Genomic DNA, 25,074 nt, shown 5'->3' with positions numbered 1-25,074 from the left:
TTTCCGTTTGTGGATCTGAAAGGAGCAAAAGCATGATCAATCTGTCGAAGGGCGGTCGCATCAATCTGTCGAAGGAAGCGCCGGGCACGAAGAAGTTCCGCATCGGCCTCGGGTGGGACGCGAACGCGACGGACACGGGAACCGATTTCGATCTGGATGTCTCGGTGTTCCTGTGCAAGTACGACCCGCAGAGCAACCCGAAGCTGGTCGACGACAAGCATTTCATTTTCTACAACTCGGAGATTCGCACGGAAGACCGCGTGGCTACCTTCTTCCAGCCTGGCGCCGAATTTCCGAAGAAGGGCATGCCCGCGTCGCCGTGCCTGGGCGTCGTTCACAGTGGCGACAATCGGACCGGCAGCGGCGCGGGCGATGACGAAGTCATCTTTATCGACGAGTCGAAGCTCGCAGCGAACATCGAAGAGATTTCGGTGATCGTGACGATCGATTGCGCGGCCGAGCGCAAGCAGAACTTCGGTCAGGTCCGGAACAGCTATATCCAGATCTCCGATGAGGCCTCCGGCCAGATCATCGCGAAGTATCCCCTCGAGGAGGATTTCTCGATGGAGACTGCGGTTCAGGTCGGCAGCTTCTATCGGCGCGATGGTCAGTTCATGTTCAAGGCAGTCGGCACGGGTTACAACCGTGGGCTGGGCGACTTCGTGAAGGCATACGGCGGTAACCTGTAACGATCTGATGCAGATGGGGCGGCGCGGGTTGTTGGCGTCGTCCCGTCGATGCGAGAAATCGATGTCGCGACAGTATCGTGAGCCCAAGGCTCTGCGCTTTGACGATCACTGGCCAGAACCCAGAGCCTTGCAGTTTGACGATCAACCCCGGAAGACTTTACCCGTGTCGGAACCCAAGAAACTCGACTTCGGCCAGTCGGCTCCTGTCGAAGCCGGAGCGAAAGCGGAGACGGCCACACCTAGACCGATCCAGTTCGGCGAGCAGCACGCCGAGGCAAGAAGCCAGAGCGCTGTCCCGGGCAGGCTCGCATTCGGCCAGCCGGAAGAACTTCGGCCGGTTCAATCCCCAGCGCACGCTGGCAAACCAAAGGTGCTGTTTGGTGACACCGAGCATCCGCTTCTTGAGCGGTGTTTTGAGGTTGCCCGAGCGCGCTTTCCTGACCTATACCCAGCGCATCAGGTTCGAATCGAACGGGCTATCCGGCAACTGCTGCCGCCGACCTTGGCGACAATCCTGACCATTGCGGAACTGCCATTACAGGCTTCGGGCGAAGTGGTCGAGACCGTCGCGAGAGTCACAAGGGAGTTCAACGAACTTGACGCTGCGTCCCTGATGTCGAAGCTTCTGGAGACGGTAACGCGCAAGGATGGACTTATGGATCGCTTGCTTCACGGCAAGCCAGAGGAGGTTGATTACCGATCAGCCTTGATGACCGTAAAGCACGCGTTGAATTCGTTCCCGAACCGGACTCTGGAATTGCTGGCAAAGGTTGACCGCGCGAAAGTCGGCTTGGTGGTATCGCTCGCCGCGCTCAGTGCCGTCGGAGACGTGATCCAACTGCCAGAAGAACCCGCAGTTGAGACCGCGTTGCGAGATCGTCGAGACATTGTTAGGCAGGCGTTTCAACAGATCGAGTTGCTGCCAAGTCAGCTCCAACGTATCGATGAGAAGGTCGTAGGCCTGTTGTCTCGAGCCGACCATCTCATGAACGTGACGCTGCCGGCGGCGATCGCCGTGCGTTCACAGACAGGTTGAATGTGCGGATGGTTGGCGTCGCACTTCCCTCAAATGCAGACTCAGGAGCTTCGGTATGAAATTCAGCGTTCGAGATCTTGTTCTTCGAGCATTTTTTATTGGCAGACCAGCGGCGCCTCTTTCCGGTGCGCCAATGTCTTCGCAAGAAGGACGTTTCCCCCCATTCTTCCCGGACACGAGTGCAACCCGGCAGGGCATCGTGCTGGTCCGAATCGCCACGTGGCTGATGGCTGCGTACGCTCCTCTGAACCATGCGAAAGGACTTCAACCTCTAGCGCATTTGACCCGGGCGGGATGGATTGCATGCGCAGGTATTGGTCTCGTCTTCATGGGCATCGGTTTCTATCGCGCCAGCGCAGCACGGGTTCGTGCGGTCATTAACCGAAGAGCAGAGGTTGTATCGGAGTAAGGGGTAGCTGCGCCGCGCACCAAGTACGAAATCTCGGCAATGCGTAGTGACGCGTGAAACCAGTCACGACGAAGCAAGATAATAAAACGGATTTTCGTTGGAACTATGAGCGAACAGACCAACATCGAGTGGTGTGACAGCACCTTCAATCCCTGGACTGGCTGTACCAAGGTATCCCCTGGCTGTGACAACTGCTATGCCGAGGGATGGGCAAAGCGCAGTGGCATCGTCCAGTGGGGCGCCCAGGCAGAGCGCCGTCGTACCAGCCCCGCGAACTGGAAGAAGCCGATGCATTGGGAGCGTGAGCACGAGGCGTTCTTCATCTTGCATGGCCGCCGTCGGCGTGTGTTCTGTGCTTCACTGGCCGACGTGTTCGACAACCGGGTGCCGGCATCGTGGCGAGCCGATCTGTTCCAGCTCATCGAGCGCACGCCGCACCTTGACTGGTTGCTGGTCACAAAACGAATCGGCAACGTCGAGTCGATGATGCTGGAGGTTGCGCGCCATCATCAGATCCACAACCTCGAAACGCAGATGCTGCCCTCGAACGTCTGGCTTGGCATCACCGTCGTCAACCAGCAGGAGGCCGACCGGGACATCCCCAAGCTGCTCGATACGCGGGCGAGCGTGCGCTTTCTGAGTATGGAGCCGCTGCTAGGGCCGGTAGACCTGACAAGCCTTGAACCAAAGATATTCGCTGCCAAGGCCAATGCGTTGACCGGACGGTGGAAATGGGAAGGCGGCCCCACAAGGACTGAGACGGGGCGTCTTGACTGGGTCATCGTCGGCGGCGAAAGCGGCCATGGGGCGCGGCCGATGCATCCCGATTGGGCACGAGATATTCGCGACCAGTGCGCTGCTGCTGGCGTGCCGTTCTTGTTCAAGCAATGGGGTGAGTGGGGACATTACGTCAACGAGGAGCACTACACGCATTGCGGCGAAGAACGGCGCGCTCATGCTTGGGTGGACTCGCTAACGGGCGCACATGGCAAATGTTGGGTGGTGGACGACGACGGAACTTGGTCGAACCACACCGGTGAACCACCGCAAGGCAACGAGGATGGTTCGGTCGCATCCACGGTCGCCGTCATGGGATGGCACGGCAAGAAAGCCGCAGGCCGGCAACTCGACGGCCGAACGTGGGACGGCTTTCCACACGAACAATCTCACTAGCCATGAACCAAATTCCACACATAAATCCGGATAGCCGTAATTTCATCGGGGCATTAAAACGGATGACAGGTTATGGGCGGTTGACCGCGGCTATGACGGCAGCGTATGGGTTGTTGACCCGGATCGCAACAGGCGCCTTTCGGGTTTCTGGCAATTCGGCAAGTGCCCTTCCGCGCGTGCAAGCCGACGGATTATTCAGCGAGGAGCGTGGGCTTCATGTTCCACCGAGGCTTCACGTGAGCGGACCGATTGAAGTGGTCTTCCATCAGCTTCCCGACTCTCAGCTTCGCGTGTCGGTCGAGGAAGCGCCGTTGCTGCGACGCGTGATTACGCGCGTCGATGGCGACCTGTTGATTATTGATCTCGAGCCTGAGCGTGCTTCCAAGAGATCGCGCCCGCTTGGAGGTGGTCAGAACCCGCCCCGCGATTTCACCGGAGCGTCGAGGCAGTCGGGTCGCGTCATCGTGGGGATCGCGGCCCCGCGGCTCCGCGATGTCAGCGTCACAGGAGCGGCTGTCGTTGACCTCTCCAGCATAGCAGCCGATGAACTGCTGCTTCGTGCAACGGGCGCGGGACGGATCAACGGCCGCGGCGAATGCGGCCTTCTTACCGCGGAGGCCTCTGGAAGTGCCGTTGTGAAATGCACCGCCCTGTGGTCTAAGGGGGTGACCGTAGATGTCTCTGGCGCGGGGATTCTTCGTGTGCACGCGGAATCTTACGTACGGGGCAGGGTAAGCGGCAGTGGAGTGCTCGCGGTGTCAGGTCAACCACGTGATCGGAGCGTTAAACGCTCTGGCAGTGGGCTGGTTCAATACAAGTAGACGCGCGGAGAGGAATAAGACGTGTTTTGCTTCGAAGACGGGACTACGAGCGTCCGTCCACCGCAATGGCCCCGCGATCGTATGGAGTCTGGCTTCTTCACGCAGATCGATACCGCGCATGCGGGTGAGACGTTTGTGCTGCCTGGAAGAGAATCAATCATCGTCTCGCATCAGATTTCGGCGAACTACATGGCGCCCGATCTGCACACCGAGGCGATGGGATTCCGCGCAACGGCCTTTCGTCGCGACGATCCATTGCCCGTGGCCTATGTGGAGTTCGACGTGATCCGGGCTAAAAGTGGCTGTAATGTTGACGACGAGACGTTCGTCAACGCCTGTGACACTATCAATGGAACGCTGAGCGCGTTGGCCAACGCGGTGCTTGAGTCGTCAATCCATGGCATCCGTACGGTCTTCGCGCGTGGCCCATTGCTCCATCTGTCGCGGCTGGAGGTAAGGGGTGATTGCGCTGGCAACGGTGTCGGGGCTCTCCTGGGCCTTACGGCTTTGCAGTGGTTGCAGCGAGAGACAAAAGCCGTGCTCCTGTTGCTACAACCATTTCCCTTGCAGTTTGAGAGTTGTGCGCCTTCGCACGACTCACCAGATCGGGCTAAGTTCGAGGCATCGTACGCAGAGGCTGAATCGAGACTCACGAAGTTTTACGAGCAGACGTTCGGAGTTCAGCGTGCGAGGCCGGGTGAGGCTTACCTGATGGCCGCACTTGGCGGGTTCGAACTCGCTGTTGATGATTATGGGTGGTCCTTGTGCCATCCTGAAGAGGAGGGTATCGATGGGAAATGACTGTATGCTGGCCGGGCCGCGCCCGCGCTCCAAGATCCATTCGGCGTTGCGGACCGCATTTAACGCATTCGCGGTGGCCGCATTGCTCGCGTGCATTGGCGTAGCACTGCGAGACCTCGTTCATAGCCAGATCTGGTACCAACGTTTCTGGTACGTGGCCGAGATGATGGTCGTGATCGGTTTAACGCGCATCGCTTTCGCACTTTTTGGCGCGGTCTGCCGAGGACTAAGGCGTCGCAGAGAAAATCGGATCTCAGGGAAGGGTGAACGATGAGTCTATTCCTGTACGGTGCCGCGTTCACTGTGCTGGGGCCGGTACTTGTATCTTTCGGCCGCCGGCGAGGGGAAACCGATGAGGAGAATAGTCGCCTGCTCTCGATGGGCTATTCGCTAGGTATCTGGGGTCCATTCCTTCTGCTGTCTTACCTGCTGACCATTCCCCGTGCGTTGCTTGTTGCTTTCGCACTGAGCGGCACCCTATGGATTCTCGATCGGGTGGTTGTTGCGCGTCGAGGTCATCGATTCACGTCGGGCGCCGCGCGATACGGCAGCGATGCTTTCCTGCTCGTTTGCATCATTTGCTTTCTGCGCTTTTTTATCGTCGAACCGTTCGTTGTGCCGTCGTCGTCGATGCGGCCGACACTCGTAGTGAGCGACTTCATCATCGCGGACCGTTTCGCATACGGTCTTAGATTGCCCGTCACGAACAAGGTGATCGTTGCATGGGGCCGCCCTGAGCGCGGCGATGTGATTGTGTTCCAGTACCCGCGCGATCGCTCGAAGACGTTTGTGAAACGTGTCATCGGATTGCCTGGCGATGTCATTGAAATCACCGGACGTTCCATGACAGTAAACGATAAACCAGTGGACGTTAAGCCCGGTGGGCCCGAGTCATATGAGAGCGAAGACGGCGAACACGTTTCGGTAAGCCGGTTTTCCGAACGCGTTGGACGACACAAGCATGATGGCTTTTACCAATCGGAAAAGGAGTGGATCGACCGTGACCTCTTGAGCTCGTACTCAGCCACCGACGGATGCCACCTTGCAGGCGAGACATTGCGTTGCATGGTGGGCGCAGGTCGCTACTTCGTCATGGGCGACAATCGAGACAATAGCCTCGACAGCCGTTACTGGGGGTACGTTCCAGACGATCACATACTTGGTCGTGTGGATGCCATTGCTATCAATTTCAGCGATCTATCCCGAATCGCGCTTGGCTTACGATCGAAGCTTGATCATTGACGGTACGCGTACGCGTTATGTATTATTTAGATCCCACGCGTATTACAGACTTTTGAGGCGATGGTTCAGGTCCGGTGGCTCAACACCACGGGCATCTCATCAACAACAATCGAGGTGAATCTATGAGCACGATGCAAGTCCTGCGCGCGAAAGGCGCGAACAAACCCGTCAGCCACAAGGTCAAGATTCCGGCCGAACTCGGTCGCCGTATCGCTGATCTCGACAAGCGTGTGCAGGCGGCTGGTCTGGAGGTTGACTGGGACGGTCCCCTGATCAATACGCTGACGGGTCTCGCCGACGCCGTCGAACGTGATTTGTCCGGTGCAGCATCGACCGGTGAGCCGGGAAGCGAATCGGCAGGCGCAGGAGGCGCCGCGGCGGCAAACGCCTCGGCAGCCCTGGTCGCCTGATCCGAAGGCCTTCGTGCGTGAAGCCCCGCAATTTGCGGGGCTTTGCCTTTTTGGCGGATAAATTTTTGAACATGCGAGGGGCAAGCGATGACAGGCGCAGCGGCAAGTTCTGAGGCGTTGGTGGTGATCACGCTGGACGAGGACGAGTGCGGGCCGAGAGCCACCGTGCACGGAGTAAGGTTCGAGCGATCGATGGCGCTCGAGCTGGCTCGGCAAGTCGCCTCAGATCAAAAGGCAGCGATTGAAGCAGAACTAAAGCGCGGACAGGACTCGCCATCCGAACCATTGACCATCGTCGAGACGGATAGCGGATTTGTACTGTTGGCCACCGGCAGCTACCCATACGCCCGGATCGAGGTTCGGACGGCGCCCTGTGCCCCCTTCTCCACGGCGACATGTGAATCCGCGGAACTCTGCCTCGTCGCCGCATAGTCAGCCGTTCAGGTTGAGTCCCACGCTTATTTTTGGCCGTGCGCCATACCCTTTTGCCAGGCTTCGCAAGGGTCTGTGCTTTTTCTCATCTGACAGGAGTGATGTAATGCCGACAAAGGAAGAAGGGAAGCAGTGGCTGCGGACGGTCATAGCCAAACACCTGCCGACGGGTGTATCGCACTACAACGGTTTCGTGTATGCCGGTGGGCTCGTGACGAACGCGTTTGGGGGAGAGTGTGATCCTCAGCCGCAGGAGGGCAAGGTTGTCGACGAGTCAGCCGAATGGCTGCTCGTGAAGGTAGCCACGTCGTCAATGTTCGCCATCGGCAAGGGGCTGCTGGAACACGTCCCGGAGGTGGGGGCAGTCGTGCGCATCACCCCGTATGCCCGTCGTCGTTTCGATGGCACCCGACTCGACGTGCCAGCAAAGAAAGATGCGATCGCTGGAACGGTGACAAACGTGTTTGTCATCTGCGAGGCGCGTTCCGAGTTGCCAGTTGACAAGGGTTCCATTAGATGTCCCTTTCTCCGGGATCTGGTGGAGCAGGTGGAAGAGCGCGTCGCACCCGATGGAATCCGTACGATCGCTCAGGTCCTGATCGATGCCGGCGCTGTCAATCTGCCAGTGGGAATGCGAGATCCATCGGAGGAAGATGAAATTCTGGCTCCGCCGACCTTGCAGTTCCGCATCAACAACACCCGCTTCAAGGGCTTCCTCAACATCGTGCTCGATCGGGCGACTGACAGCTTTACCGTCCAGCTCGCTGAACACGATACATGGTCCGTCGTGAAGGAAGAGCGGCACGTCTATTTCAGTTCGCTTGCGGCTGTGATCGTGGGTCTCGTCGACGATGGCAAATGGCGCTTCGCCAAGGTCGATGTGCTGAAATCCGCGCCCCGTCGGACAAAAGCCGCAGCTTAACCGCCCCATCAAGCCCCGGTCGCCATGCGCCCGGGGCTTTTTAATATCCGAAGCGATACACAACGGGTAGAAATAATACTAAAATTGCGACATTGAAAATCAGGAGAATCCGATGAAGCACATCCGCTCTCACTGGCGCACATACAGGCTGGCGGCGATCGCATTGGTCGCGGTCACGCTTCTCTTCTACGCGGTCCTCCTCCCGGTGCTTGGGGTTGCACTGCACTTGTTCTCGATTGCAAAGATCGCAGTGATCCTGTTGATCACTGGCGCGTTGCTGCGTTTCCTGATTCATGCCGTCGACGACGTTGAGCGCAAGCATGGCTCAGTGTCCGGTCAATAGGCGTCATGTTCGGCCTCGACGAGCAGATCGACGCTGAATTCCCTCGTCACGCTCATCTGCACGGTGAAGTAGGCCGGAACTCGGGAACTCTGCCAGCATCAGCCATCGACTGGATTGCAGCAATGGACGGCCTCCGTGCCGCGAACGCATGGACCGACGCAGACTTGGGGAGGGCGATCGGGCTAGGGCCGTCCATGATCAACCAGTGTCGCAGTGGCCGCCGGCCACTCCCGCCCGCGGCACGTATTCGGCTCCTGTCACGTCTCGGCTTTCGGATCACTCGGGCGAGACTGCTGAGTGTCGTGCCGGACGAGATTCGGGATGCCGTTCTCGAGGGGGACTCCCAATCTTCGTTTGTTCAGGCCACGTTGGTCGATCAATTCTTTGACCAGATAGATGAGCCGTCCGACGGGGCATTCCAGGCAGGGCCATTTCTGAAAGGCCTGGCCGATTTTCGCCACGAGAGCATCCACGCATTGGGAAGCACGATCGGGCTGTCACCGGCAGACCTAAAAAGGGTTTGCTCCGGCCAAGCGCGCCTTCCGTTCCGATCGAAGGCAGCAATCATCGAGCAGTTCAGCGGGTTCGAGCTCGGGGCGGTTATTCTGAGCTTGCCAGGTGAGCCGTAATTTCTGCGCATCTGCATCGAACGTGCTTCGCGCAGTAGTGTGCCCCCTCATCCATCGGCTACTTCTCTGCTTAAGCCCCGAAACCGCTGTACTAAGCCTCGATGCCGTCAAAGGATCGGGGTTTTTCCATTCGGTTTCTTGACCAAATTGCTAGACATGTGATTCATAACGCGTAACAATACGAATTGTGAATCAATGAGGCTATTCGCAATGAAAATGTACGGAGCGGTCGTCCACTCGCATCGAGATCGAGGAGCCGGAGTGTGACGATAAAACTCCGCGAACACGCGGCGGCAGCCGTTCTATCGGTGGTGACTGCGGGCGTTGTGCCGCATGCCCTTGCCGAAGCCAATACCTACGGCATATTCGATGGCTCGAAGTACAAGCCAGAGCAACTGGCACTCGCGGCGCGCTCACCGATCATGATGGAGGCGCCACGCTTCGAAAAGAACGCCTACTACGTGCCCAGATCGCCGGACGGTCACTACTACGTGTCGGGAGCGTTGAACAATTTCCCGGTCGTATTTCTCGTGGACACGGGAGCCACCTATACCACGATCCCGCTCCAGCTCGCGCAGAATTCGGGACTGCGGGCGGGCCGGCAGGTTGGCACTTCCACGGCCAATGGGGAGTCTGCTGCATGGGTTAGTGAATCGAACGTCATGACTGTCGGGCCGTTCACGGCAAAAAACTCGACGGTTGCCGTAAGCAAGGCTTTGCAGTTTCCGCTGCTTGGCGCTGACATTCTCAACAGGTTTCGGGTCGTGTACGCCAACGGGTACATGATCCTTCAGATCCCGGGATAAAACATGACAAATCTCCACTGGACCCTCGGCGATGTCCGTGACTATGCAGACCGGGCGCATCGCTCGGTCAATCAGAGACGGAAATTCACAGGAGAGCCGTATCTCGTTCATCCGCTGGCAGTGACAGGGCTGGTCGCCACGGTCGAAGGCCACACCAAGGAGATGTTGGCCGCGGCCATCCTTCACGATGTGCCTGACGACGTGGGGAGCCGTCGACGCGATGGCCCACACAGGTACGATATCGATGAGATTCGCTCACTCTTCGGCCCCATTGTCGCGCGATATGTGATGCAACTGTCAAACGTCTCGACGCCGCACGATGGTGATCGGGCGGCCCGCATGGCGCTCGAGCGAGCCCACACGGCCCAAGCCGATCCTGAAGTGAAGACGATCAAGCTCGCTGATGTGATCAGCAACACGATCAGCGTCGTGGTGGTCGATCGGGAATTCGCGCACACGTATCTACCCGAGAAGAAGCTGCTGCTGGAAGAACTGCGCGAGGGTGACCCTGGCCTGCTCCGGATGGCCAGCGACATTGTCGAAAGAGGACTTGCCGAACTGGCGGGCCACGGTAACTAGAACAAGGATCTCACAGTGAAAAAAGTCATCCCCACGGCGTTGGCCATGCTTTTCCTGCTCGGTGTCGCCCCTGTAGCGCACGCGGTGGACATGGTGCTGACTTCGACCGACCCGATTGTGGACAAGGCGAAGTTCTCGGAAGTGGTAAATCGCTTCCTTCCCGACAAGGTCAAGGCGCTTGGCCCGGAATACCGGTTGTACGGCACGCTGGAAACGGCATCATACCGCGACGGAGAGAGCTTCTACTTTTACAGCATCATGCTTCATCGCAAGGTCGTGGAGACTGGTACGGGCAAGATCTACTGGGCGATCACGGGTGGCATCCGTGCACATGGCATCACCGCAGGGGGAGAAGAACTGGTCAAGCACGTGAGAGAAGACATGGTTCTCGGGACCAATTCCTTCAAGACCGACCAATAAATTGCGCATTTTGTTCTGATTCGACGTTACGTGTACGCGTTATGTATCTCGTAGCGGATTGCACCAATAGGGTTTGTTGTGAAAGCTCCAGAAACATATCGATTCCTCGTTGTTGATGACTTCCCGACCATGCGGAGGATTGTGCGAACGCTGCTTAAAGAGGTCGGATATTCCAACTTCGACGAGGCCGAAAACGGCGTTGCTGCGATGACCATGCTCCAGACGCGGAACTTTGATTTCGTGGTCACGGACTGGAACATGCCACGTATGGATGGGCTCGAGCTTTTGCAGGCCATTCGCAGCTCGGCGGAACTGCGGCATTTGCCTGTGCTGATGGTCACGGCCGAGGCAAAGAAAGAGAACATTCTGGCCGCCGCTCGCGCGGGTGCAAGCGGCTACATCGTCAAACCCTTCACTGCGGCAACGCTGGCCGAGAAAATCGCCAAGATCATCGAACGCACAGCGGGAGCCGCCATCCTCCAAAACAACGAAGAAGGTGCTCTCGCACATGGATAAGCCGCATCCGACAGCCACGGCTATCTGTAGGCGCTGTCTCGACTCTCGCGCTCGCTCGACGCAGTCGCGGGCTGGCGATCACGAAACGCAGACTGACCTTGCAAAGAGGGGATGATGATGGTGAATCTGGCAACAGCAAACACGGGTGGGCCTACTCGCGGAGTCTCACGCGGCGCCCGCAACGTGACAACTCACACGGGGGCCCGGCGGCGCACGGACTCGGCAATGCAGGGAATCTCGCGCGACGAGCGACCAGGACGCCCAGCGGACGCTGGTTGGCGCGTTCGTCTCTACAAGGGCGGCATCTATGTGGCCAACCGCCACTTCCGCGATGCGGCCTACGGCAGCCGCGATGGTTCGCTGTACGCTGCGCAACGGTTTCGTGATGACAAGGCGAGGGAGTTCGGCATCCGTCGCCGCGAAGGCCAGAGCAGTTTCCTGTCGAAGATCCGTGTGGACGCTGGCTTATCTCAGGGCACCCTTGCGAGCTGGCTACATGTCTCAACCCCGTTGATCGCTCGCTGGGAGAAGCAGGGAGCTCCCGTGGCCGCAATAAGGCTTGTCACCGCGCTGATTGCCGGCCGGGTGACGCCTTCTGCCGAGATGCCGACGCCCGATCTCAACAGGGTGCGGAGTTTGTTGGGACTGAGGCAGGACGAAATGGCCGACAAGTTTGGCCGTGGATACAACGCCTATGGTGAATGGGAACGCGGCAAGCGTCGGATTCCGGGTTGGGTGAACGTCTATATCGACAGTATCACTAAGGGCTGGGACGAAAAAGGTGCTAATCTTCCGGCGGAAGAATCGAACCCACCGCCCATTCCCGACTCGTGACATCATCGTCGCCCAACGCATTCACCGAATGGGAGGAGTCCCCAGCGCTGTCTGAGGCCCTCCCAATTCGTTTTTCTGACGGATCTCAGGCGCCATCCATCCGAATTTCGTGCGCCGGCTGTGGGCGGAAGTCCGGACCGCAACAACAGCGCGGCCATGTCAAGAGCGTCTATAGCGATGTTTTCCAGGTGACCGGACTTCTCGCGTGCGGCCGATGCCGAGGCCTGACCCGCTTCCACTACCGGGTACGCTGTACCGACGGCATGCTCAGCCTCGAATGGAACCGCGGTGGCAAGTGGCAGCGTACGGACTTCGAAATGCGCCCGTGGCAGCGTGTGTGGTTCAGATGGCGCTCCCTGCTTGCGAGGAAGAGACCCTCCAGCTGAGCCGTGGGCGAAAAAAAAGACCCGGCACAGAGTGCACGGGTCGTGGGTTGGTTTAGGCAGCAAGCGATTCCTGGCCAGAACTATCGGCCGAGGCGACCTTTTCAGCCAACTGATGCTCTTCGTTCTCCGCCGCTTTCAATGCATCGAAAATGGCATCGATCGTCGTACGTGTTTCCGGCGCGAGTTGTGCATACGCCGGATCGGTTTTGACCGATGCAATGGCGGTGCGCATCTGCGGTGCTGCGCGCGTAATGGCCTTTTTCACGAGAGCGCCGGGAACGTGCTTCGCGGAAACACTCTTGCTTCCCTTTGCTCTCGCGCGCAAGAGCGCTTGTTCGACGATATCGACGGCCTTGTTACCGTATTGCTTCATGGTATCGATCGCGAACGTAGCGGTGATCGTACGCTTGCGGACGTACTCCCGGATGGCAAACGGTCCATCGATCAACATCAGGAGATCCTGCACGTAGCCGGCGTCGAGTACGAGCTTCTTCGCGATGTCGGAAGGCTTCTCGATGTACACCGACATCAGCTTTGCGAGCTTGGCCAGTTCATACGGTTGCAGCTTGTCGCTATCGTTGTCGCGGTGCAAATCGGCGAGCATCTCCTCTTCCGAGGTGTTGGTGCTCACGACCGCGTAAACCACCTTGAAGGTTGCGCCCCGCGCGATTGCGCGTTTTGCAGCCTCAAGTCGACGGTGACCGCTTTTCAGACGGATGACATCCTTCCCGTCTTCCCTGACGACGATTACCGACAGGGGCGTATCGCGTTTAAAGCCGACGGTCGGGTCCAGCATCGACCGCGTAAGGCTTTCGACTTTCGCCTCATAGTCTTCGTCAATTTCTCTGATGTTGTAGCGACGAATGACCTCAATGCAGTCGGGCGGGATAGACCAGAGGTCTGCCGACGACGCGCCAGCTACTTTCATCGCGCTTTTCAGGTTACCCTTGACGACGGGGTCCATGAATTGCAACTCGAGGTTTTGCGGTGCGGCCTCATTTGCGTTTTGTTCCATCTCGATTCTCCTTGGTTGGGATTAACGTGCTCCTGGAGATGGTCGACATCTGGCAATAAAAACGGCCTACCTCCGCAAAAAGCGCGCGGGTGGTAGGCCGGGTGGGGTTCGTTGGGCGAACAAGGATCAGATAACGAATTCCTGCTGCACAACGTCGAGCGGGGACTGTCCGAGCTTCGTCAGCTTTTCATCCATGAGTGTCTTCACCCTCTGGCGCAATGCCATAATCACCTGCCCTGCGGGCGAGTATTCGTCGAAGATCGTCTGCGGATACCTGTCGTGTTGTTCATGAAACGATCGATTGGCGATGTCCAGGTGGGCTTTTGAGGCCAGCGCGTCTTTCGGCACCACGACAGTAACCTCCAGCAGATGCTGCTCCTGCCCGCGAAGATCCTGACTGTGGTTCACGTCTGCCAGCCCGAACACGATGACTTCGACCTTCTCCTCGCCGTTGACCTTGATGACGCCTGGTAGAAGGATCTCAAACCGGTCGGAAAGGATGTCCTGGTCGCCAAGATCGCGTTCGCGCTCGCGATTTTCACGCTGCGCCAATGCCTTTGCCTCCGGGAGTTGCCTGAGGGAAAAGTAGCGCTCGCGATGGCAGTGGATGCGAAAGTCGTGATGCACCTTCACGTACACGCCATAGGTCGATTCGTCATCGACGTAATAGCGAGGCTCGTCGACCGGCTCCCACTTCTCGCCATCGATCACGATAAAGGTCGCTGCCCAATCCGCGAACTGCTTCCGACATTCGGCCGCCGTGTTGTAGGGATGATTGCGAGAAGCGTGTGCGCCTGAGGCCGTGGCGTCGATGACAGCCGCGGGAGCCGGGCCATGCGGAGTGCCGAAGTTGAATTCCACCTGCATTCGGGTCCAGAGTCGTTCCTCGAACCACCGATACTCGGCTGTATCGAGCACGGTCTTGCCGTCGTAGTCGTATCTCCGGTGAACGAGAGCAACCGGCGCTTCGTCCTTTGTCACATACCGGATGTCCACGTCGACCACGCCATCGTGAAAACGCATGTCACGCGGCTTGCGGCATTTCGGAGGGGTGACAGATTCGGTATAGCTAAAAAGAATCTTCGTTTGGGTGATGTTCATGCGAGCTCCTTGAGTAGGGTTGAACCAGACTCGAGGAAATGACGAACAGAGGCGGTGATTGACTGCTAATATATAGATACGTGTTATGAATCTCTTTTACGGGGTGATCTTTGGGCGAAGCGTGGCGAGCCGTTCGATACTTCGAGCAAAACAACAAGGGACGCGACTTTGTCGTGGGCGACATTCACGGCGCCTATGATCTCGTGCTGCTCGCGATGCGAGAGGCCCGGTTCGATCCATCGCGAGACAGGCTATTCAGCGTGGGCGATCTTGTAAACCGAGGGGAGGGCTCGTACCGCGTGCGGAAGTTTTTGGACCAGCCCTGGGTGCACGCTTGTCGTGGCAACCACGAGGATATGCTCATCAAGGCTTATGCAGACGGGGAACCGTCGCAGGGGACGCTTGAATGGCTTGCCCGACAGATCGGCATGCATTGGTGGTTCGGCGTTGGCCGGGCAGAGCGCAACGCGATTCTGGACGCCATCCGGAAGTTGCCCCTTGCGATGCAACTGGAGACTAATCGAGGCACTGTCGGCTTTCTGCACGCGGACGTGAGGTCGGGCATGAGCTGGCCTGATGTGCTGACGCGTCTCGAAAATGGCGACGATCAGGTAACCAAGACTGCTCTTTGGGGACGCGATCGCCTCGATAACGACGACGCTTCAGGGGTAAGCGGCATCGGTCGCCTCTTTGTAGGTCACACGCCGCAATGGGGTGGCGTTCGCCGGCTTGGAAATGTTTTTGGCATGGACACCGGCGCGGTTTTCGCCTCGCTGAAGCCTGAAAAGGACGCACGTCTTTCGATGTTCAACGTTGTGGCCGATACCGATCTCCTGGCGGAGCGCCGTGAACGTCGTCTCATTGACGTGCGCGATAATCAATCGTTCGATCTTCCTGCTTTCAATGATCTGTAGAGCTGACGGCCCGGGATGAAAAATGCCCGAGCCTTGGTGCCTAGTTCAGTGCCCACGTAGTTGTCTCGTGGGTGATGCGCGTCGTGTCCCAATGGACTCCTCGCCCATTCGGGTACGCCTCGATCTCTAAGCCATCGTTAACAAGCGCTCTCCACTCGTCCTCTGATCCGATCGTAAGCCGGGGGTCGGCCGCAACGATCAGTGAGCCGGTCACCGCCGCGAATCGTCCGCCCGTCTCGTCGAGCGGGTCGTGAACGTTTTCGAGACTCAGGTGCTCAATCGCCCCATTTCCGATCGCGAGTCCAGAGCGAAGCACCTCCGCATCGGGAAGCCTGACGCCGACGAAGAACCGGTTCGCGAGGTCTGATGCTTGCACGGCAGCTCCTGCGATTGGAAACCGCTTGACGAAAGTTACACGTCGGGAAGGCCAGCTATCCGGCGGCGGTGCGTCTCCCGTCTGGGAAGACCAGATTCGGTGGCATGTAAGGATCTTGTTGCGCGGATAGTCACGAGCGTTATCGGGGCTGTGCCAGTGCCTGTCGGTGGCGTGAGAGCGGATTTTGACGACCTCGCGATCGCAACGGAAAGCGACGAGCTCAAGTGTCGAGCTGGCGTCGATCGCGTATTCGCGGCAAATTCGTTTGCCGGCTTCCCGGGCATCCTGTAGCACGGCCTCGTTCGGCCAACAGTATGTCGGCCCTTCTTTCAGGCAACTGCCACCATGCCAGAACGAGAACTGCACCTCGATCTCTCGGAACCAGCCGATCTCCTGCGTGGTGTGCTCCAGAAACTCGATCTTTTCGATGCGGTCGGGATTTTTCGTCATCAGCGCGCTCCTTGTAACAGTAGCGGATTCTATCTGAATCGGTTTGATACTGAAACAGATACGTATAAAATGAGCGAGTCCGATGTTACATTGGAATCCAGATGAACGTTAAAGGCGGTTTTGAGATTCTTCGCTCCGCGGTCGACAGCGTCACGGCAGACCTCGGGGGCAGCCAGGCCATGCGTCTTGTCGTGGCGAGAAGCGCACACGACCTGCTGCGAACTTGCACCGAAGCAAGTTTTAGCCTGGAGGATCGTCGTGAGATGCTCCAGAGCTACTACCTGTTCGCTACGCACGAAGCATTCGAGCGGGCAAGCACGGAACTCAGGCGGATTTTCTCTCTGGAAGGTCTGTCGCCCGTGATCGCATCGTCCGGGCCCTATCAAGGCGGCAAGCTTGTTCTGCGAGACTGCGCTTTGCGTTTTGAGACCGGATCGGGAGGGTTCGCGCTCGCATTAGCCCACCAGGAACGCCACTCTGAAAAGTGGCGCGTGTTTCTGACCACGGGTGGCGAGGCGATCGCCGACAGGTACGGCAAGAAGCCATCCGTCGGCACCTCATATGCGAAATCCTTGGACGGGGTCCTGAAGTCATTTCGTCGGCTAGCCGGAGAAGTCTTCAAGACAGAGGTTTCGCCGTCTCCAGCGGCAGATTAAAGCATCAGGAACGAAATGGAAAATATTGTCGGCGCAATCCCGGTTTCGATCGAACTGCGGGCAAACGCGAGTCTGGAGTCTGGCAAACGGAACTTTGCCGTCCTGCTCCAGCGGTCCCCGTGGTTAAAAACCCTCGAGAAGGAGGCCCTTGCATTGGCGAAGGAGAACGCCAGTGCGCGATCGAAATACCGCAGGCTGGTCCGCCTCGTAGATCGCGTTTCCGACGCGATAGCGCCGTCTGCCGCCTGCGCGAGGGGCTGTTCGCATTGTTGCCATCGATCGGTGGGCGTCTCAGCTCACGAAGCCGAACTGATCAGCGAATTCACGGGCAGACCGATCAGAAAAATGGAGCGCACCGCCGTGCCGATGACCGTCGCGGAAGATGCCCCGCGTGAGCCGTGCCCGTTTCTGCGAGACAATGCGTGTTCTATCTATGAGCACAGGCCTGTGGCATGTCGCATCAACTTCAATATCAGCGATGATGCGTTCTTCTGCGATCCGTCCACAGCGCCGGAAGGCTCCCAGCCCCCGCAAATGCGACTGGATGCTCTCCTGATGGCCTATGCGATGGTGTTCCTGAAGCAACCACTCGCCGATATCCGAAGCTTCTTCAGCCCTCTCGACAGCACAACGTGACCATGCCAGGTGACCTGCATCAGCAACTCGTCAGACTAGGGGCGATCTGGATCAGGCGACAGGGGTTTGGTGTCGTTGCCACGGAGATTTCGGTCACGGGCTGTCGTGAGCAACCGGACGTAATCGCATTCCGGCAACAGTGCTCCGTCCTCATCGAGGCGAAGGCGAGCCGCACGGACTTTCTGGCCGACTCGCGCAAACCGGAGCGTAACCACGAGCGGACTGGACTCGGGGTGTACAGGTTCTACATCTGCCCACCAAACGTCATCGCGATAGCAGATCTCCCGGCTGGCTGGGGTCTGCTCCACGTGGACGGAAAAAAGGTTACCGAGGTCGTTCGGCCGTTGGGGAATGCGTGGCCAGCCTTCGGCCGAGCGTTGCCACAGTTCCCGGCATGGAGCCCGTTTCAGCATCAACCGAACCTCGAAGCCGAGCGGGCTGTTCTCTTTTCGATCGCGCGGCGACTGTCTACGTCCGCGCCGGCAAATCGCCACTGCTGCGCGGAATAGACGAGGCTGCATAAAAAAAGCCGGGCATTCCCTGGCTTTCTGTGAAGCTGATCTTGACGTGCGTATGCTATACGAGCAAGGTCACCACCATCACTGCCACCATGCCTGCGCAGAGCAAATACTGGCGTCCCCGCGGCGTGATCCTGATGCCCAGCTTCTGGATCAGAAAGTGCTCGATAATGGTCCAGCCATCGAGCGGTGGAAGGGGGATCATGTTCGTGACCACCAGAAGCAGGGAGCCCTTTGCAAGCAGGCCCACCAGCCAGATGGGATGAATGTAGTTGACCAACAGAAAGCCGATTCCAGTCACAAGCGACATCACAGGGCCCGCCGCCGCAATGATTGCCCGTTGATACGAGTCAGCTCGCTCGTAATGCTTGCTTGCCACATATCCCCATAGTGGGATCAAGCCAATCTCGAATTTCAGGCCACCGATCTGAAGGTCAAAGAGCCGGACGGAGCCAATGACAACCTTGTCGGGCCGGATATTGAGCCGCTTCATGGCAAGCAAGTGTCCGTACTCGTGGATCGCCAGCAGTACGACGATGAGATTCCACAGAATGTACGCCCCGAGGAACAGCAGAAAAACGGTGTGCAGCATGAGTTATAAGGTTCGTAGTCCCTGTACGAGCCATTCTCTTGGATAAGTCAATCCGATTCAAGTGAAATTATGCATACGTGAGTCGTATCGCACAGATGGATTGCACAATCCATTTCCGATTGAATCCGCCTGTGACCCATCTCCCTTCACCAGGTCTTCGCAAGACCTTTTTTCCACGGGAGATCAAGCATGCGATTCAAATCCGTCATGATGTTTTTCGACAAGCTGTATAGCAAGTCCGACTGGCTCAACCTCTCTCTTGCGGGACGTGTGACCGGAAGCTATGAAGACTGGCGCACTGCAAAGATGCATGAGTGCGCACCGGGCGAGGGGGAAACCTTTTCGATCTGCTACGAGGAGCGCGACGGTGGACTCGGCTTCCGCGTGCGTAAGGCGGGGGACTTCATCGCGGAGGAATGGCGAAGCGGTGCGTTGCACGCTACGTTCGCGGCTGGGGACTTTCACGGCACGTTGCTTTGGATCGCCGACAGTCTGCCGGGCCACAACCAGTGGCGTACGGACGTAATGCTGGAGAAATTGATCGGCACGGCATGGCACCACGGCATTACTGCGGGTAGTGACGCGCGTGCGAATGATCTGGAGCAGCACCTTCGGACGATGTGGTCACTTCTCTCGCGTGAACAGAAGGAGGACTTTCTGACATCGCGACGGGTCGCCGAAACATTCCTCGGGGCAAAAGGAGCCGTGGCGCTCGCTACGGACGACGGTAGTCTTACGGGAAGCGGTCTCGAACCCGGAGAGTGGTACGTCAGCAAACGCGGAACGTTTGTTCGGCCTGTATCCGTCAGTGATCGCCTCGTGACGACCCTCGGGATCTTCGAGGATAGTGTCATGACCATCGAGCTCGGACGCTTCAACGACGAATTTTGTCGAGCAGCGGAGGTTGCACGATGATCCTTGCTGCCTACGTTGTCGAAACGTCGTCCATCGGCTTCGCTCCCTGCTGGTGGCCTGCTACCTCAATGAGAAACGCGATCGCACTCGCGAAGTCACTCTCCGAGCAGTTTCGCGATGACAAGCGCTACCCGAACTCTTTCTGGGTGATCGGATCGCAAGACAAGCCCGCGTGCAAGTTCTTCCGCGGTGAACGCTACGAGGCAAACGAGCCCATCTAACTAACCTTCCTACCACGCCGGCACTGTACGTTGCCGGCGTTTTTTATTGCCCTCGGTAATGAGGCACCACCGGACATCGAAGACACCGACCTCTCAGCACTCGAGGCACGACTTTTTGCGGGCTTTCTCTTTTGCTGTGCCGACTTGACCAATATAATCTGATCGGTACCCCTTCTCTCGCATACGGTGTGTTTCATGGCCGCTCACGATCGCCTCACAGAGCATCACTTCGGTCTCTCCAACGACGACTCGTTGCCTGTTGGCGAGCGCTATCGCCAGCTCGCGGCGTACCACGTCGCCACCGGCAATTTTCGGAGCGCCATCCAAGCTATGTGCGCGTCGACGGCGAGTGCGGTGGACTACATCCCTCTCGATGCGCTAGCGAGCACGCTGCGCGCGGAGCCCATGCCGCAATGGCTCAGGAATTCAGGGGAAGCCGCGAACTACCCCCGGAGCGAGTCTGATGTCTGGGCAGATGTTGAAGGACTCGCCGAACAGCACGCCGACATCAGCCGGATGGCAATTTCACCGCGCGTAACGTCAATACATGGAGCGATCGCATACATCCTCTCTGGACGGTATGGATTTGCAGTGCAGTGTCTGAAATCGGCGGAGATGCACTCGAGCGGAGATGAACTCTCGCTGGATGATCTGGCAGCGGGAAGCGTTACCGTTGACGCCGATCCTGCGTGGCTGGACTGCTGGTCAGATCGAGAGTAGCTGCGGCCCATCATGAATGCTTCGGCTTTCCGTCTTCGCGCAGAAAAAAACCCCGCAGCGCATGGCGCAAGCGGGGTTGGGAGTTACTTGGTACGCGCAGCCAACTTCGCTTTGCGTCGCTCAGCCCGTTGGGCTTCTTTGATGACAATCTCCAGCACATCTGCACTATAGCCGTCGTAGATGCCGCGCTTAGCAGCAATCCCCACGTAGGGAAGTATGTGACTGTATTCAACGCGCTCCACACCTCGAGACAGAAACAGTCGAGATTTATCCAGAACTTCGAACCGGTCAGGAACGATGTTTGTCACCTTGCCGTCGGGAAGAAGCCCCAGGCGGTACGGCTTGTGGCAGCGCAACTCTGTGTTCGTCGTGCAATAGCAGACCAGGACTCGACGCCCAAGGTCCTGCAACACGAACATCCAGCGAGCGCTTTCTTCTACCTGGCCTCTACGTGTTGGCTGCTCGTGGGGGAAACGTCCCCTCACAAGGTCGCCAAAAGCGTACACCGGGTAATGGTGCAACGGGTCACGTTCACGGAACATGGCTTATCTCCCGCTCATCTCATTGAGCAAAAGACATTTCAAGGGAACGCCGTCAAAGTGAGATCCGTACTGATCAGGCACGGCAATGACGACGGCTTGGCCGTAGGCTTCGCAGCGTAGAGATGCGTGACAGGAGCGCGTAACGATCGACATCGTGCTGGTCGCAGCAGATATGAACGACGACGACCAGCCGAGAGACAAAAAGGCCACCCGAAATCGCCGGGTGGCCTATAGTTTTTTGCTGATGCATCACAGCCCGCGGGGCGGGCGTTTGCAGTGAGCGAGGATCAGAATCCCATCGTGAAAGACACCGAGGCGATGTCACGCGCAACGCTTGTGCCGCTTGCGAAACGATGGCCGTAGCCGATGTTCACGCGCGAAGCCTTGGCGGGGCCGGCGAATTGCACGCCGACAGCGACTTCGTTCCAGTGCTCCGTCGTGTCCTGATTGATCGAGAACGAACCGAGGCCGAGAACGTCGCCCGATACCGGATCGTTGTTCTTGTTCAGGCGCTGGACATGCTTCAGGCCCGCCGAGACGATAGCCTTGCCAGCGATGTTCAGATGTCCGTTCACACCGACGGTGCCATACACGTTGTCTTCATCGCGGCCGTTGAAGCGAACCGGAAACTGGCCCGTGGTTTCGGTGTAGCCATCGATCTTGGTGCGAAGGTAATCGACGCCGACGTATGGCATCACGGCAATGTTCTTCACGACAAAAACGTAGCCAGCTTGCGTCGACACAGCGCGTTGCCCGATCGCCGTTTCGCCCTGCGAGTTATCGAGACCCGAGCCGGTCAAATATGAACGGTTGACCGTCGCGTCACCCTGTTGATACGCAATCGCGGCGCGGGCGAAAACGCCTTGGCGCAGACGATTGCCGTACTCGACGAATGCGCCAAAGGTATCGGCGCGGCTGCGAACCGTATCGTTACCGACTTCGATCTTGTAGGACGGACCCTGATAGCCGAAGCCAGCGACCCAGTTCGGGCTGAAGCGGTACGCGATGCTAAAGTCGCCCTGCCAGTTCGAACCGCTCACCTCGCCAGCGTTGTGGCTGTAAAGGGCACCCGTGGACACGCAGATGCCGCGCAAGTCGAACGTATCGCAATGCATGCCGCCTTGCAGGAAGCCTTGCACTACAGACTGCATCGCCTGGCCGTAGAGGCTCGCGTTGTGCAGCGAGTCGCCGAGGTCGAAGAGACCGATAACGCCTGCCTGTGCGGCGTCGTGCGAACCGGCACCCGAACCGCCGGCAGCCGTTGTGCCGCCGCTCGACGTGCCACCCGCGGTGGAACCCGTGTTGCCGCCCGTCGTGCCGCCCGTGGTGCCGCCCGTGGTGCCGCTGCTGCCACCCGAGGTGCCGCCGCTCGGGGGCGTCGTCGGTGTAGTCGGCGGAGCACTCGGGATGACGGGCTGCGCGATTGCGCCGTACGTGCGCGCAACGAACGGTTGAGCGCGGCCGTTCAGGGTGCCCACGCCAAAAACGGTGTTGCCGTCGCCCGACACGCCATACGCGTGATCGAGCGAGTTGCCGGGCAGCAGGGTATAGGTCGCGTCGTTATCGTGCAGCCAGTCGATCAGCGCCTGCATACCTTTCTCGTACGTCCAGCGGAAGCCTGTCGTTGCGCCGCCCGTATCTGCGTCGCCGACGACCACCGCGCCGTTCGCGGAAATTCCGAAGGCCTTGGAGAACGTGCCGCCACTCAGATAGCCGAGGCCTTGCATGCCCGTCACATCGCGATACAGGAATGCCTGCGAGCCGCTGCTGCTGTCGCCGTATCCGGCGATCGCCGCGCCATCGGAGCTCACCGCCGTTGCGACCGAATTGTTGCCGCCGCTCAGATGACCGAGGCTTTGTGCGCCGGCCGTTCCGATCCAGCGTACGGCGTCTGTGTTGCCCGTCAGCCCATCGAGCGCGCTGCCCACCGCAACATTGCCGTCGGCTGACACCGCATTTGCGCTGCTGGTCGTGCCACCGTTGAGATTGCCCAGAGCGCGGACCGTGCCAGCGCCGACGTTCCATGCGACGGCGTTTATCGCCCCGGCCGCCGCGCCATCCGCGGAATCGCCGACGATCACCTGGCCGTCAGCCGAGACGCCCTTCGCGATGGAATAGTTCCCGCCGTTCAGGTCCGTCAGTCGGACCATGCCGTTCGTGCTGTCCCATCGATATGCGGAGGTGTCCGTGCTCACGCCGTCGTTTGCGGAGCCCACGATCACGCTTGCATCCGCGTTCGCCGCGTTCGCCGTCGAGTTTGCCCCGCCATTGAGCGAGCCGAGATATTGCTTGCCACCGAGCAGGGTCCAACGGTAGGCGGCCGTGATCCCGGTAGTCGTGTTCTTTTGCGTACCCACGAGCGTGTCGCCATCCGACGAACCGCCCATCTGGGAATCGTAGTCCATCGTTGTGCCGCCCAACGAGGGCGCATAAACGTCGACGCCCGCAGCATTGACGCTCATGGCGTGCAGGGCGAGGTACATGGCAGCACCGAAAACGGTCATTCGGGGCGCGAAGTTGGGTTGGTTGCGACGATGCATCAGTTCTTCCTCGGGAATCAGTTCGTTGTCGGTGTGATACATAACACGTGGCAATAATACATACAGTTTGTTTTGACATCAACCCACGATTACTACGTGGTAGTTGTGTATTGCTGGTCCGTGATACGCATTCCGGGAGGCACGGTCATCGCAAAAGGCCGCCTTTCCCTCAACCTCCCAGGAGATATCCATGCTTCAGATCCCCAACGTTCTCATCAAGTCCCCGTCGAAAAGCTCCCTCCATAGGTCTGGGAAGGCCTTCCTGCGTTCTCTGGCCACGGCACTCAACCTGAAAGTCGGCGAGTTTGACCTCCGATCAAATCAGGGCGGAGATGCAGTCATGGGCGAGGTCACGCTGCATGCCGATTTCATCTATGTGCAGATCGGCAGCGCGGGCCTCCGCGCAGGGGGCGTACCCCGCATCCTGTATCGCACCTGCAACGGGCGACGGGATTACTGCGGGGATCAGAACCGCTACGTCTATCTCGACGCGCTGGTGGAGCAGAGCGGTCAGGCCGCGTTCCTGAAAACACTCGGCCGTCTGGTTTCGGAAAAGCGTCGCGATGCGATCGTCGACGGCGCCGCAAAGACCGCTATCTCGCAGCCTCTGGCACTCGCAATCTGAGGTGGCTGATGAACGCCCAGAACATCAAAAGCCTGCGCGATGCGTTGAGCGACGCGGTTGCGAAGTTCCATCTCGCCCAACGACGGTTGCGTCTGCACAATCACGCCTGGAAGGTGCTTTCTGCCCCGCTGGGCGAAATCATCGACCGGATGTGGACGGCGGAGCGCCTTGTGCCCCATCCTGATTGGGTGCCAAAGGATGTACGTGATCAGGGCGAGGCGGCTCTGAAGCTGTGCGCCGACGCGAATCTTCGCAAGGAGGAACTGACGCTGGCTTGCTTTCAGGCGCTTCAGACGGTGTTTCTGGCCTTGGGTGCCTACTATGGCGCCCTGATGGCCCGCGACACTGCCGGCAGCCTCCTGACGCGCTTCACGCGTCATCTGTCGGCCGCATTCCGCGAGCGAGAACTGTGCATCGATCATCGGCGGCTGAACGCGTCTGATCCGCTCGCCTTCGAGTCCTTTGATTCGATGAACACGTGGGCTAAAGCACTTGGCTATCGATCCCCACGAGCGCTGTTCGCAGACCTGGCGCTCGAGATCGACATGCGCCGCGGGGCTCGCGCTTTTTGCGCCACTGAGGCGGTGCGACTCGGCTTTTGCGCTTCGTAAACGTTTTACCCAGCCGCCCCTCGCAAGGGGCGGCTTTTTATTCGCGCCTAAAAAGCATCACCGAAGGCAAGTTAATAACCCTTCGGAGGTGTATGTGGGCAGTATCGTTTCCAACCATTCGACAAAAGCAGTCAAGTCAATTGCTCGTGAACTGGATGATGGCTATCGTCATCGTCCCGGCGAGATGATGCGGT

The 25,074-nt window shown here is 58.6% G+C and carries 29 protein-coding genes; 23 read left to right on the top strand and 6 right to left on the bottom strand.

Translation table 11 applies throughout. The features are described 5' to 3' along the window. The first annotated feature begins 32 nt into the window (after window positions 1-32). From P9292_RS02460 to P9292_RS02385, 16 genes are all read left to right on the top strand, one after another. On the top strand, window positions 33-689 hold the full coding sequence (locus tag P9292_RS02460; protein WP_011876335.1) for a TerD family protein: 657 nt from the start codon (window positions 33-35) through the stop codon (window positions 687-689). 61 nt (window positions 690-750) lie between these two features. After that, window positions 751-1,725, top strand: a complete 975-nt coding sequence (locus tag P9292_RS02455; protein WP_244797478.1) for a hypothetical protein — start codon at window positions 751-753, stop codon at window positions 1,723-1,725. Window positions 1,726-1,780: 55 nt separating this feature from the next. Beyond that, window positions 1,781-2,134 carry a hypothetical protein gene (locus P9292_RS02450; RefSeq protein ID WP_244797479.1) on the top strand — a complete coding sequence of 118 codons (354 nt, stop codon included), beginning with the start codon at window positions 1,781-1,783 and terminating at the stop codon, window positions 2,132-2,134. A gap of 105 nt (window positions 2,135-2,239) precedes the next feature. Next, the gene (locus tag P9292_RS02445) at window positions 2,240-3,307 is read left to right on the top strand and encodes a phage Gp37/Gp68 family protein (RefSeq protein WP_244797480.1); all 1,068 of its coding nucleotides are present in this window, start codon (window positions 2,240-2,242) and stop codon (window positions 3,305-3,307) included. Further along, window positions 3,229-4,128, top strand: a complete 900-nt coding sequence (locus tag P9292_RS02440; RefSeq protein ID WP_309957940.1) for a GIN domain-containing protein — start codon at window positions 3,229-3,231, stop codon at window positions 4,126-4,128. The genes P9292_RS02445 and P9292_RS02440 overlap by 79 nt, the downstream gene beginning before the upstream one ends. Window positions 4,129-4,209: 81 nt before the next feature. Then, window positions 4,210-4,929 (top strand): hypothetical protein, encoded by a 720-nt coding sequence (locus tag P9292_RS02435; protein ID WP_244797481.1) that lies wholly within the window; start codon window positions 4,210-4,212, stop codon window positions 4,927-4,929. A gap of 270 nt (window positions 4,930-5,199) precedes the next feature. Then, window positions 5,200-6,171, top strand: a complete 972-nt coding sequence (gene lepB, locus P9292_RS02430; protein ID WP_244797482.1) for a signal peptidase I — start codon at window positions 5,200-5,202, stop codon at window positions 6,169-6,171. A 122-nt stretch (window positions 6,172-6,293) separates the two neighbouring features. Next, window positions 6,294-6,581: a hypothetical protein gene (locus P9292_RS02425; RefSeq protein WP_011876343.1), complete on the top strand. Its 288-nt coding sequence runs from the start codon at window positions 6,294-6,296 to the stop codon at window positions 6,579-6,581. A 538-nt stretch (window positions 6,582-7,119) separates the two neighbouring features. Next, window positions 7,120-7,935: a hypothetical protein gene (locus P9292_RS02420; RefSeq protein WP_244797483.1), complete on the top strand. Its 816-nt coding sequence runs from the start codon at window positions 7,120-7,122 to the stop codon at window positions 7,933-7,935. Between the two features lie 112 nt (window positions 7,936-8,047). Continuing rightward, on the top strand, window positions 8,048-8,278 hold the full coding sequence (locus P9292_RS02415) for a hypothetical protein (RefSeq protein ID WP_011876346.1): 231 nt from the start codon (window positions 8,048-8,050) through the stop codon (window positions 8,276-8,278). A gap of 5 nt (window positions 8,279-8,283) precedes the next feature. Next, window positions 8,284-8,907, top strand: a complete 624-nt coding sequence (locus tag P9292_RS02410) for a hypothetical protein (RefSeq protein ID WP_244797484.1) — start codon at window positions 8,284-8,286, stop codon at window positions 8,905-8,907. A 263-nt stretch (window positions 8,908-9,170) separates the two neighbouring features. After that, window positions 9,171-9,713 (top strand): TIGR02281 family clan AA aspartic protease, encoded by a 543-nt coding sequence (locus P9292_RS02405; protein WP_244797485.1) that lies wholly within the window; start codon window positions 9,171-9,173, stop codon window positions 9,711-9,713. Between the two features lie 3 nt (window positions 9,714-9,716). Next, a complete protein-coding gene (locus P9292_RS02400; protein ID WP_011876351.1) occupies window positions 9,717-10,292 on the top strand; it encodes an HD domain-containing protein in 576 nt (191 codons plus the stop codon). Window positions 10,293-10,307: 15 nt separating this feature from the next. Continuing rightward, the gene (locus tag P9292_RS02395; RefSeq protein ID WP_244797486.1) at window positions 10,308-10,712 is read left to right on the top strand and encodes a hypothetical protein; all 405 of its coding nucleotides are present in this window, start codon (window positions 10,308-10,310) and stop codon (window positions 10,710-10,712) included. 78 nt (window positions 10,713-10,790) lie between these two features. Beyond that, complete coding sequence (cheY, locus tag P9292_RS02390; protein WP_244797487.1) at window positions 10,791-11,228, top strand: chemotaxis response regulator CheY; 438 nt, start codon at window positions 10,791-10,793, stop codon at window positions 11,226-11,228. Between the two features lie 225 nt (window positions 11,229-11,453). Continuing rightward, the gene (locus P9292_RS02385) at window positions 11,454-12,062 is read left to right on the top strand and encodes a type II toxin-antitoxin system MqsA family antitoxin (RefSeq protein WP_244797488.1); all 609 of its coding nucleotides are present in this window, start codon (window positions 11,454-11,456) and stop codon (window positions 12,060-12,062) included. Between the two features lie 438 nt (window positions 12,063-12,500). Here P9292_RS02385 and P9292_RS02380 read toward each other — a convergent pair whose 3' ends face one another. Beyond that, entirely contained in the window at window positions 12,501-13,463 is a 963-nt protein-coding gene (locus P9292_RS02380; protein WP_244797489.1) for a hypothetical protein, read from the bottom strand. 126 nt (window positions 13,464-13,589) lie between these two features. Beyond that, the gene (locus P9292_RS02375; protein WP_244797490.1) at window positions 13,590-14,564 is read right to left on the bottom strand and encodes a hypothetical protein; all 975 of its coding nucleotides are present in this window, start codon (window positions 14,562-14,564) and stop codon (window positions 13,590-13,592) included. A 110-nt stretch (window positions 14,565-14,674) separates the two neighbouring features. On the opposite strand from P9292_RS02375, the gene P9292_RS02370 reads away from it, so the two are divergent. Further along, on the top strand, window positions 14,675-15,478 hold the full coding sequence (locus P9292_RS02370; RefSeq protein WP_309957931.1) for a metallophosphoesterase: 804 nt from the start codon (window positions 14,675-14,677) through the stop codon (window positions 15,476-15,478). A gap of 40 nt (window positions 15,479-15,518) precedes the next feature. Here the strand turns inward: P9292_RS02370 and P9292_RS02365 are convergent, their stop codons facing one another. After that, a complete protein-coding gene (locus P9292_RS02365) occupies window positions 15,519-16,304 on the bottom strand; it encodes a hypothetical protein (protein WP_244797492.1) in 786 nt (261 codons plus the stop codon). Window positions 16,305-16,405: 101 nt separating this feature from the next. Between P9292_RS02365 and P9292_RS02360 the strand changes: the two genes are divergently transcribed. Both P9292_RS02360 and P9292_RS02355 read left to right on the top strand, forming a co-directional pair. Further along, window positions 16,406-16,960, top strand: a complete 555-nt coding sequence (locus P9292_RS02360; protein ID WP_244797493.1) for a hypothetical protein — start codon at window positions 16,406-16,408, stop codon at window positions 16,958-16,960. Window positions 16,961-16,975: 15 nt separating this feature from the next. Continuing rightward, window positions 16,976-17,596, top strand: a complete 621-nt coding sequence (locus P9292_RS02355) for a YkgJ family cysteine cluster protein (protein ID WP_244797494.1) — start codon at window positions 16,976-16,978, stop codon at window positions 17,594-17,596. Window positions 17,597-18,172: 576 nt separating this feature from the next. Here P9292_RS02355 and P9292_RS02350 read toward each other — a convergent pair. Beyond that, window positions 18,173-18,706 carry a site-2 protease family protein gene (locus P9292_RS02350; protein WP_244797495.1) on the bottom strand — a complete coding sequence of 178 codons (534 nt, stop codon included), beginning with the start codon at window positions 18,704-18,706 and terminating at the stop codon, window positions 18,173-18,175. Window positions 18,707-18,895: 189 nt separating this feature from the next. Between P9292_RS02350 and P9292_RS02345 the strand changes: the two genes are divergently transcribed. Together P9292_RS02345 and P9292_RS02340 are read left to right on the top strand one after the other, a co-directional pair. Then, window positions 18,896-19,621 carry a hypothetical protein gene (locus P9292_RS02345; protein WP_244797496.1) on the top strand — a complete coding sequence of 242 codons (726 nt, stop codon included), beginning with the start codon at window positions 18,896-18,898 and terminating at the stop codon, window positions 19,619-19,621. 416 nt (window positions 19,622-20,037) lie between these two features. Continuing rightward, window positions 20,038-20,562: a hypothetical protein gene (locus tag P9292_RS02340; RefSeq protein WP_244797498.1), complete on the top strand. Its 525-nt coding sequence runs from the start codon at window positions 20,038-20,040 to the stop codon at window positions 20,560-20,562. An 83-nt stretch (window positions 20,563-20,645) separates the two neighbouring features. Here the strand turns inward: P9292_RS02340 and P9292_RS02335 are convergent, their stop codons facing one another. Together P9292_RS02335 and P9292_RS02330 are read right to left on the bottom strand one after the other, a co-directional pair. Further along, the gene (locus P9292_RS02335) at window positions 20,646-21,104 is read right to left on the bottom strand and encodes a hypothetical protein (protein WP_244797499.1); all 459 of its coding nucleotides are present in this window, start codon (window positions 21,102-21,104) and stop codon (window positions 20,646-20,648) included. A 287-nt stretch (window positions 21,105-21,391) separates the two neighbouring features. Beyond that, the gene (locus tag P9292_RS02330) at window positions 21,392-23,686 is read right to left on the bottom strand and encodes an autotransporter domain-containing protein (RefSeq protein ID WP_244797500.1); all 2,295 of its coding nucleotides are present in this window, start codon (window positions 23,684-23,686) and stop codon (window positions 21,392-21,394) included. 148 nt (window positions 23,687-23,834) lie between these two features. On the opposite strand from P9292_RS02330, the gene P9292_RS02325 reads away from it, so the two are divergent. Together P9292_RS02325 and P9292_RS02320 are read left to right on the top strand one after the other, a co-directional pair. Next, a complete protein-coding gene (locus P9292_RS02325) occupies window positions 23,835-24,269 on the top strand; it encodes a hypothetical protein (RefSeq protein WP_244797501.1) in 435 nt (144 codons plus the stop codon). A gap of 8 nt (window positions 24,270-24,277) precedes the next feature. Beyond that, window positions 24,278-24,880 (top strand): hypothetical protein, encoded by a 603-nt coding sequence (locus tag P9292_RS02320; protein ID WP_244797502.1) that lies wholly within the window; start codon window positions 24,278-24,280, stop codon window positions 24,878-24,880. Window positions 24,881-25,074 lie beyond the last annotated feature (194 nt).

The organism is Caballeronia sp. LZ001 (genome assembly GCF_031450875.1).
Lineage (GTDB): Bacteria > Pseudomonadota > Gammaproteobacteria > Burkholderiales > Burkholderiaceae > Caballeronia.
This window is presented reverse-complemented; position numbering and strand designations above follow the sequence as displayed.

Excerpts from the sequence above, each read along its gene's own strand:
- P9292_RS02460 (WP_011876335.1), top strand. The coding sequence starts at position 33 with ATGATCAATCTGTCGAAGGGCGGTCGCATCAATCTGTCGAAGGAAGCG.
- P9292_RS02455 (WP_244797478.1), top strand. The coding sequence starts at position 751 with ATGTCGCGACAGTATCGTGAGCCCAAGGCTCTGCGCTTTGACGATCAC.
- P9292_RS02450 (WP_244797479.1), top strand. The coding sequence starts at position 1,781 with ATGAAATTCAGCGTTCGAGATCTTGTTCTTCGAGCATTTTTTATTGGC.
- P9292_RS02445 (WP_244797480.1), top strand. The coding sequence starts at position 2,240 with ATGAGCGAACAGACCAACATCGAGTGGTGTGACAGCACCTTCAATCCC.
- P9292_RS02440 (WP_309957940.1), top strand. The coding sequence starts at position 3,229 with ATGGCACGGCAAGAAAGCCGCAGGCCGGCAACTCGACGGCCGAACGTG.
- P9292_RS02435 (WP_244797481.1), top strand. The coding sequence starts at position 4,210 with ATGGAGTCTGGCTTCTTCACGCAGATCGATACCGCGCATGCGGGTGAG.
- lepB (WP_244797482.1), top strand. The coding sequence starts at position 5,200 with ATGAGTCTATTCCTGTACGGTGCCGCGTTCACTGTGCTGGGGCCGGTA.
- P9292_RS02425 (WP_011876343.1), top strand. The coding sequence starts at position 6,294 with ATGAGCACGATGCAAGTCCTGCGCGCGAAAGGCGCGAACAAACCCGTC.
- P9292_RS02420 (WP_244797483.1), top strand. The coding sequence starts at position 7,120 with ATGCCGACAAAGGAAGAAGGGAAGCAGTGGCTGCGGACGGTCATAGCC.
- P9292_RS02415 (WP_011876346.1), top strand. The coding sequence starts at position 8,048 with ATGAAGCACATCCGCTCTCACTGGCGCACATACAGGCTGGCGGCGATC.
- P9292_RS02410 (WP_244797484.1), top strand. The coding sequence starts at position 8,284 with ATGTTCGGCCTCGACGAGCAGATCGACGCTGAATTCCCTCGTCACGCT.
- P9292_RS02400 (WP_011876351.1), top strand. The coding sequence starts at position 9,717 with ATGACAAATCTCCACTGGACCCTCGGCGATGTCCGTGACTATGCAGAC.
- P9292_RS02385 (WP_244797488.1), top strand. The coding sequence starts at position 11,454 with ATGCAGGGAATCTCGCGCGACGAGCGACCAGGACGCCCAGCGGACGCT.
- P9292_RS02380 (WP_244797489.1), bottom strand. The coding sequence starts at position 13,463 with ATGGAACAAAACGCAAATGAGGCCGCACCGCAAAACCTCGAGTTGCAA.
- P9292_RS02375 (WP_244797490.1), bottom strand. The coding sequence starts at position 14,564 with ATGAACATCACCCAAACGAAGATTCTTTTTAGCTATACCGAATCTGTC.
- P9292_RS02365 (WP_244797492.1), bottom strand. The coding sequence starts at position 16,304 with ATGACGAAAAATCCCGACCGCATCGAAAAGATCGAGTTTCTGGAGCAC.
- P9292_RS02360 (WP_244797493.1), top strand. The coding sequence starts at position 16,406 with ATGAACGTTAAAGGCGGTTTTGAGATTCTTCGCTCCGCGGTCGACAGC.
- P9292_RS02355 (WP_244797494.1), top strand. The coding sequence starts at position 16,976 with ATGGAAAATATTGTCGGCGCAATCCCGGTTTCGATCGAACTGCGGGCA.
- P9292_RS02350 (WP_244797495.1), bottom strand. The coding sequence starts at position 18,706 with ATGCTGCACACCGTTTTTCTGCTGTTCCTCGGGGCGTACATTCTGTGG.
- P9292_RS02345 (WP_244797496.1), top strand. The coding sequence starts at position 18,896 with ATGCGATTCAAATCCGTCATGATGTTTTTCGACAAGCTGTATAGCAAG.
- P9292_RS02340 (WP_244797498.1), top strand. The coding sequence starts at position 20,038 with ATGGCCGCTCACGATCGCCTCACAGAGCATCACTTCGGTCTCTCCAAC.
- P9292_RS02335 (WP_244797499.1), bottom strand. The coding sequence starts at position 21,104 with ATGTTCCGTGAACGTGACCCGTTGCACCATTACCCGGTGTACGCTTTT.
- P9292_RS02330 (WP_244797500.1), bottom strand. The coding sequence starts at position 23,686 with ATGTATCACACCGACAACGAACTGATTCCCGAGGAAGAACTGATGCAT.
- P9292_RS02325 (WP_244797501.1), top strand. The coding sequence starts at position 23,835 with ATGCTTCAGATCCCCAACGTTCTCATCAAGTCCCCGTCGAAAAGCTCC.
- P9292_RS02320 (WP_244797502.1), top strand. The coding sequence starts at position 24,278 with ATGAACGCCCAGAACATCAAAAGCCTGCGCGATGCGTTGAGCGACGCG.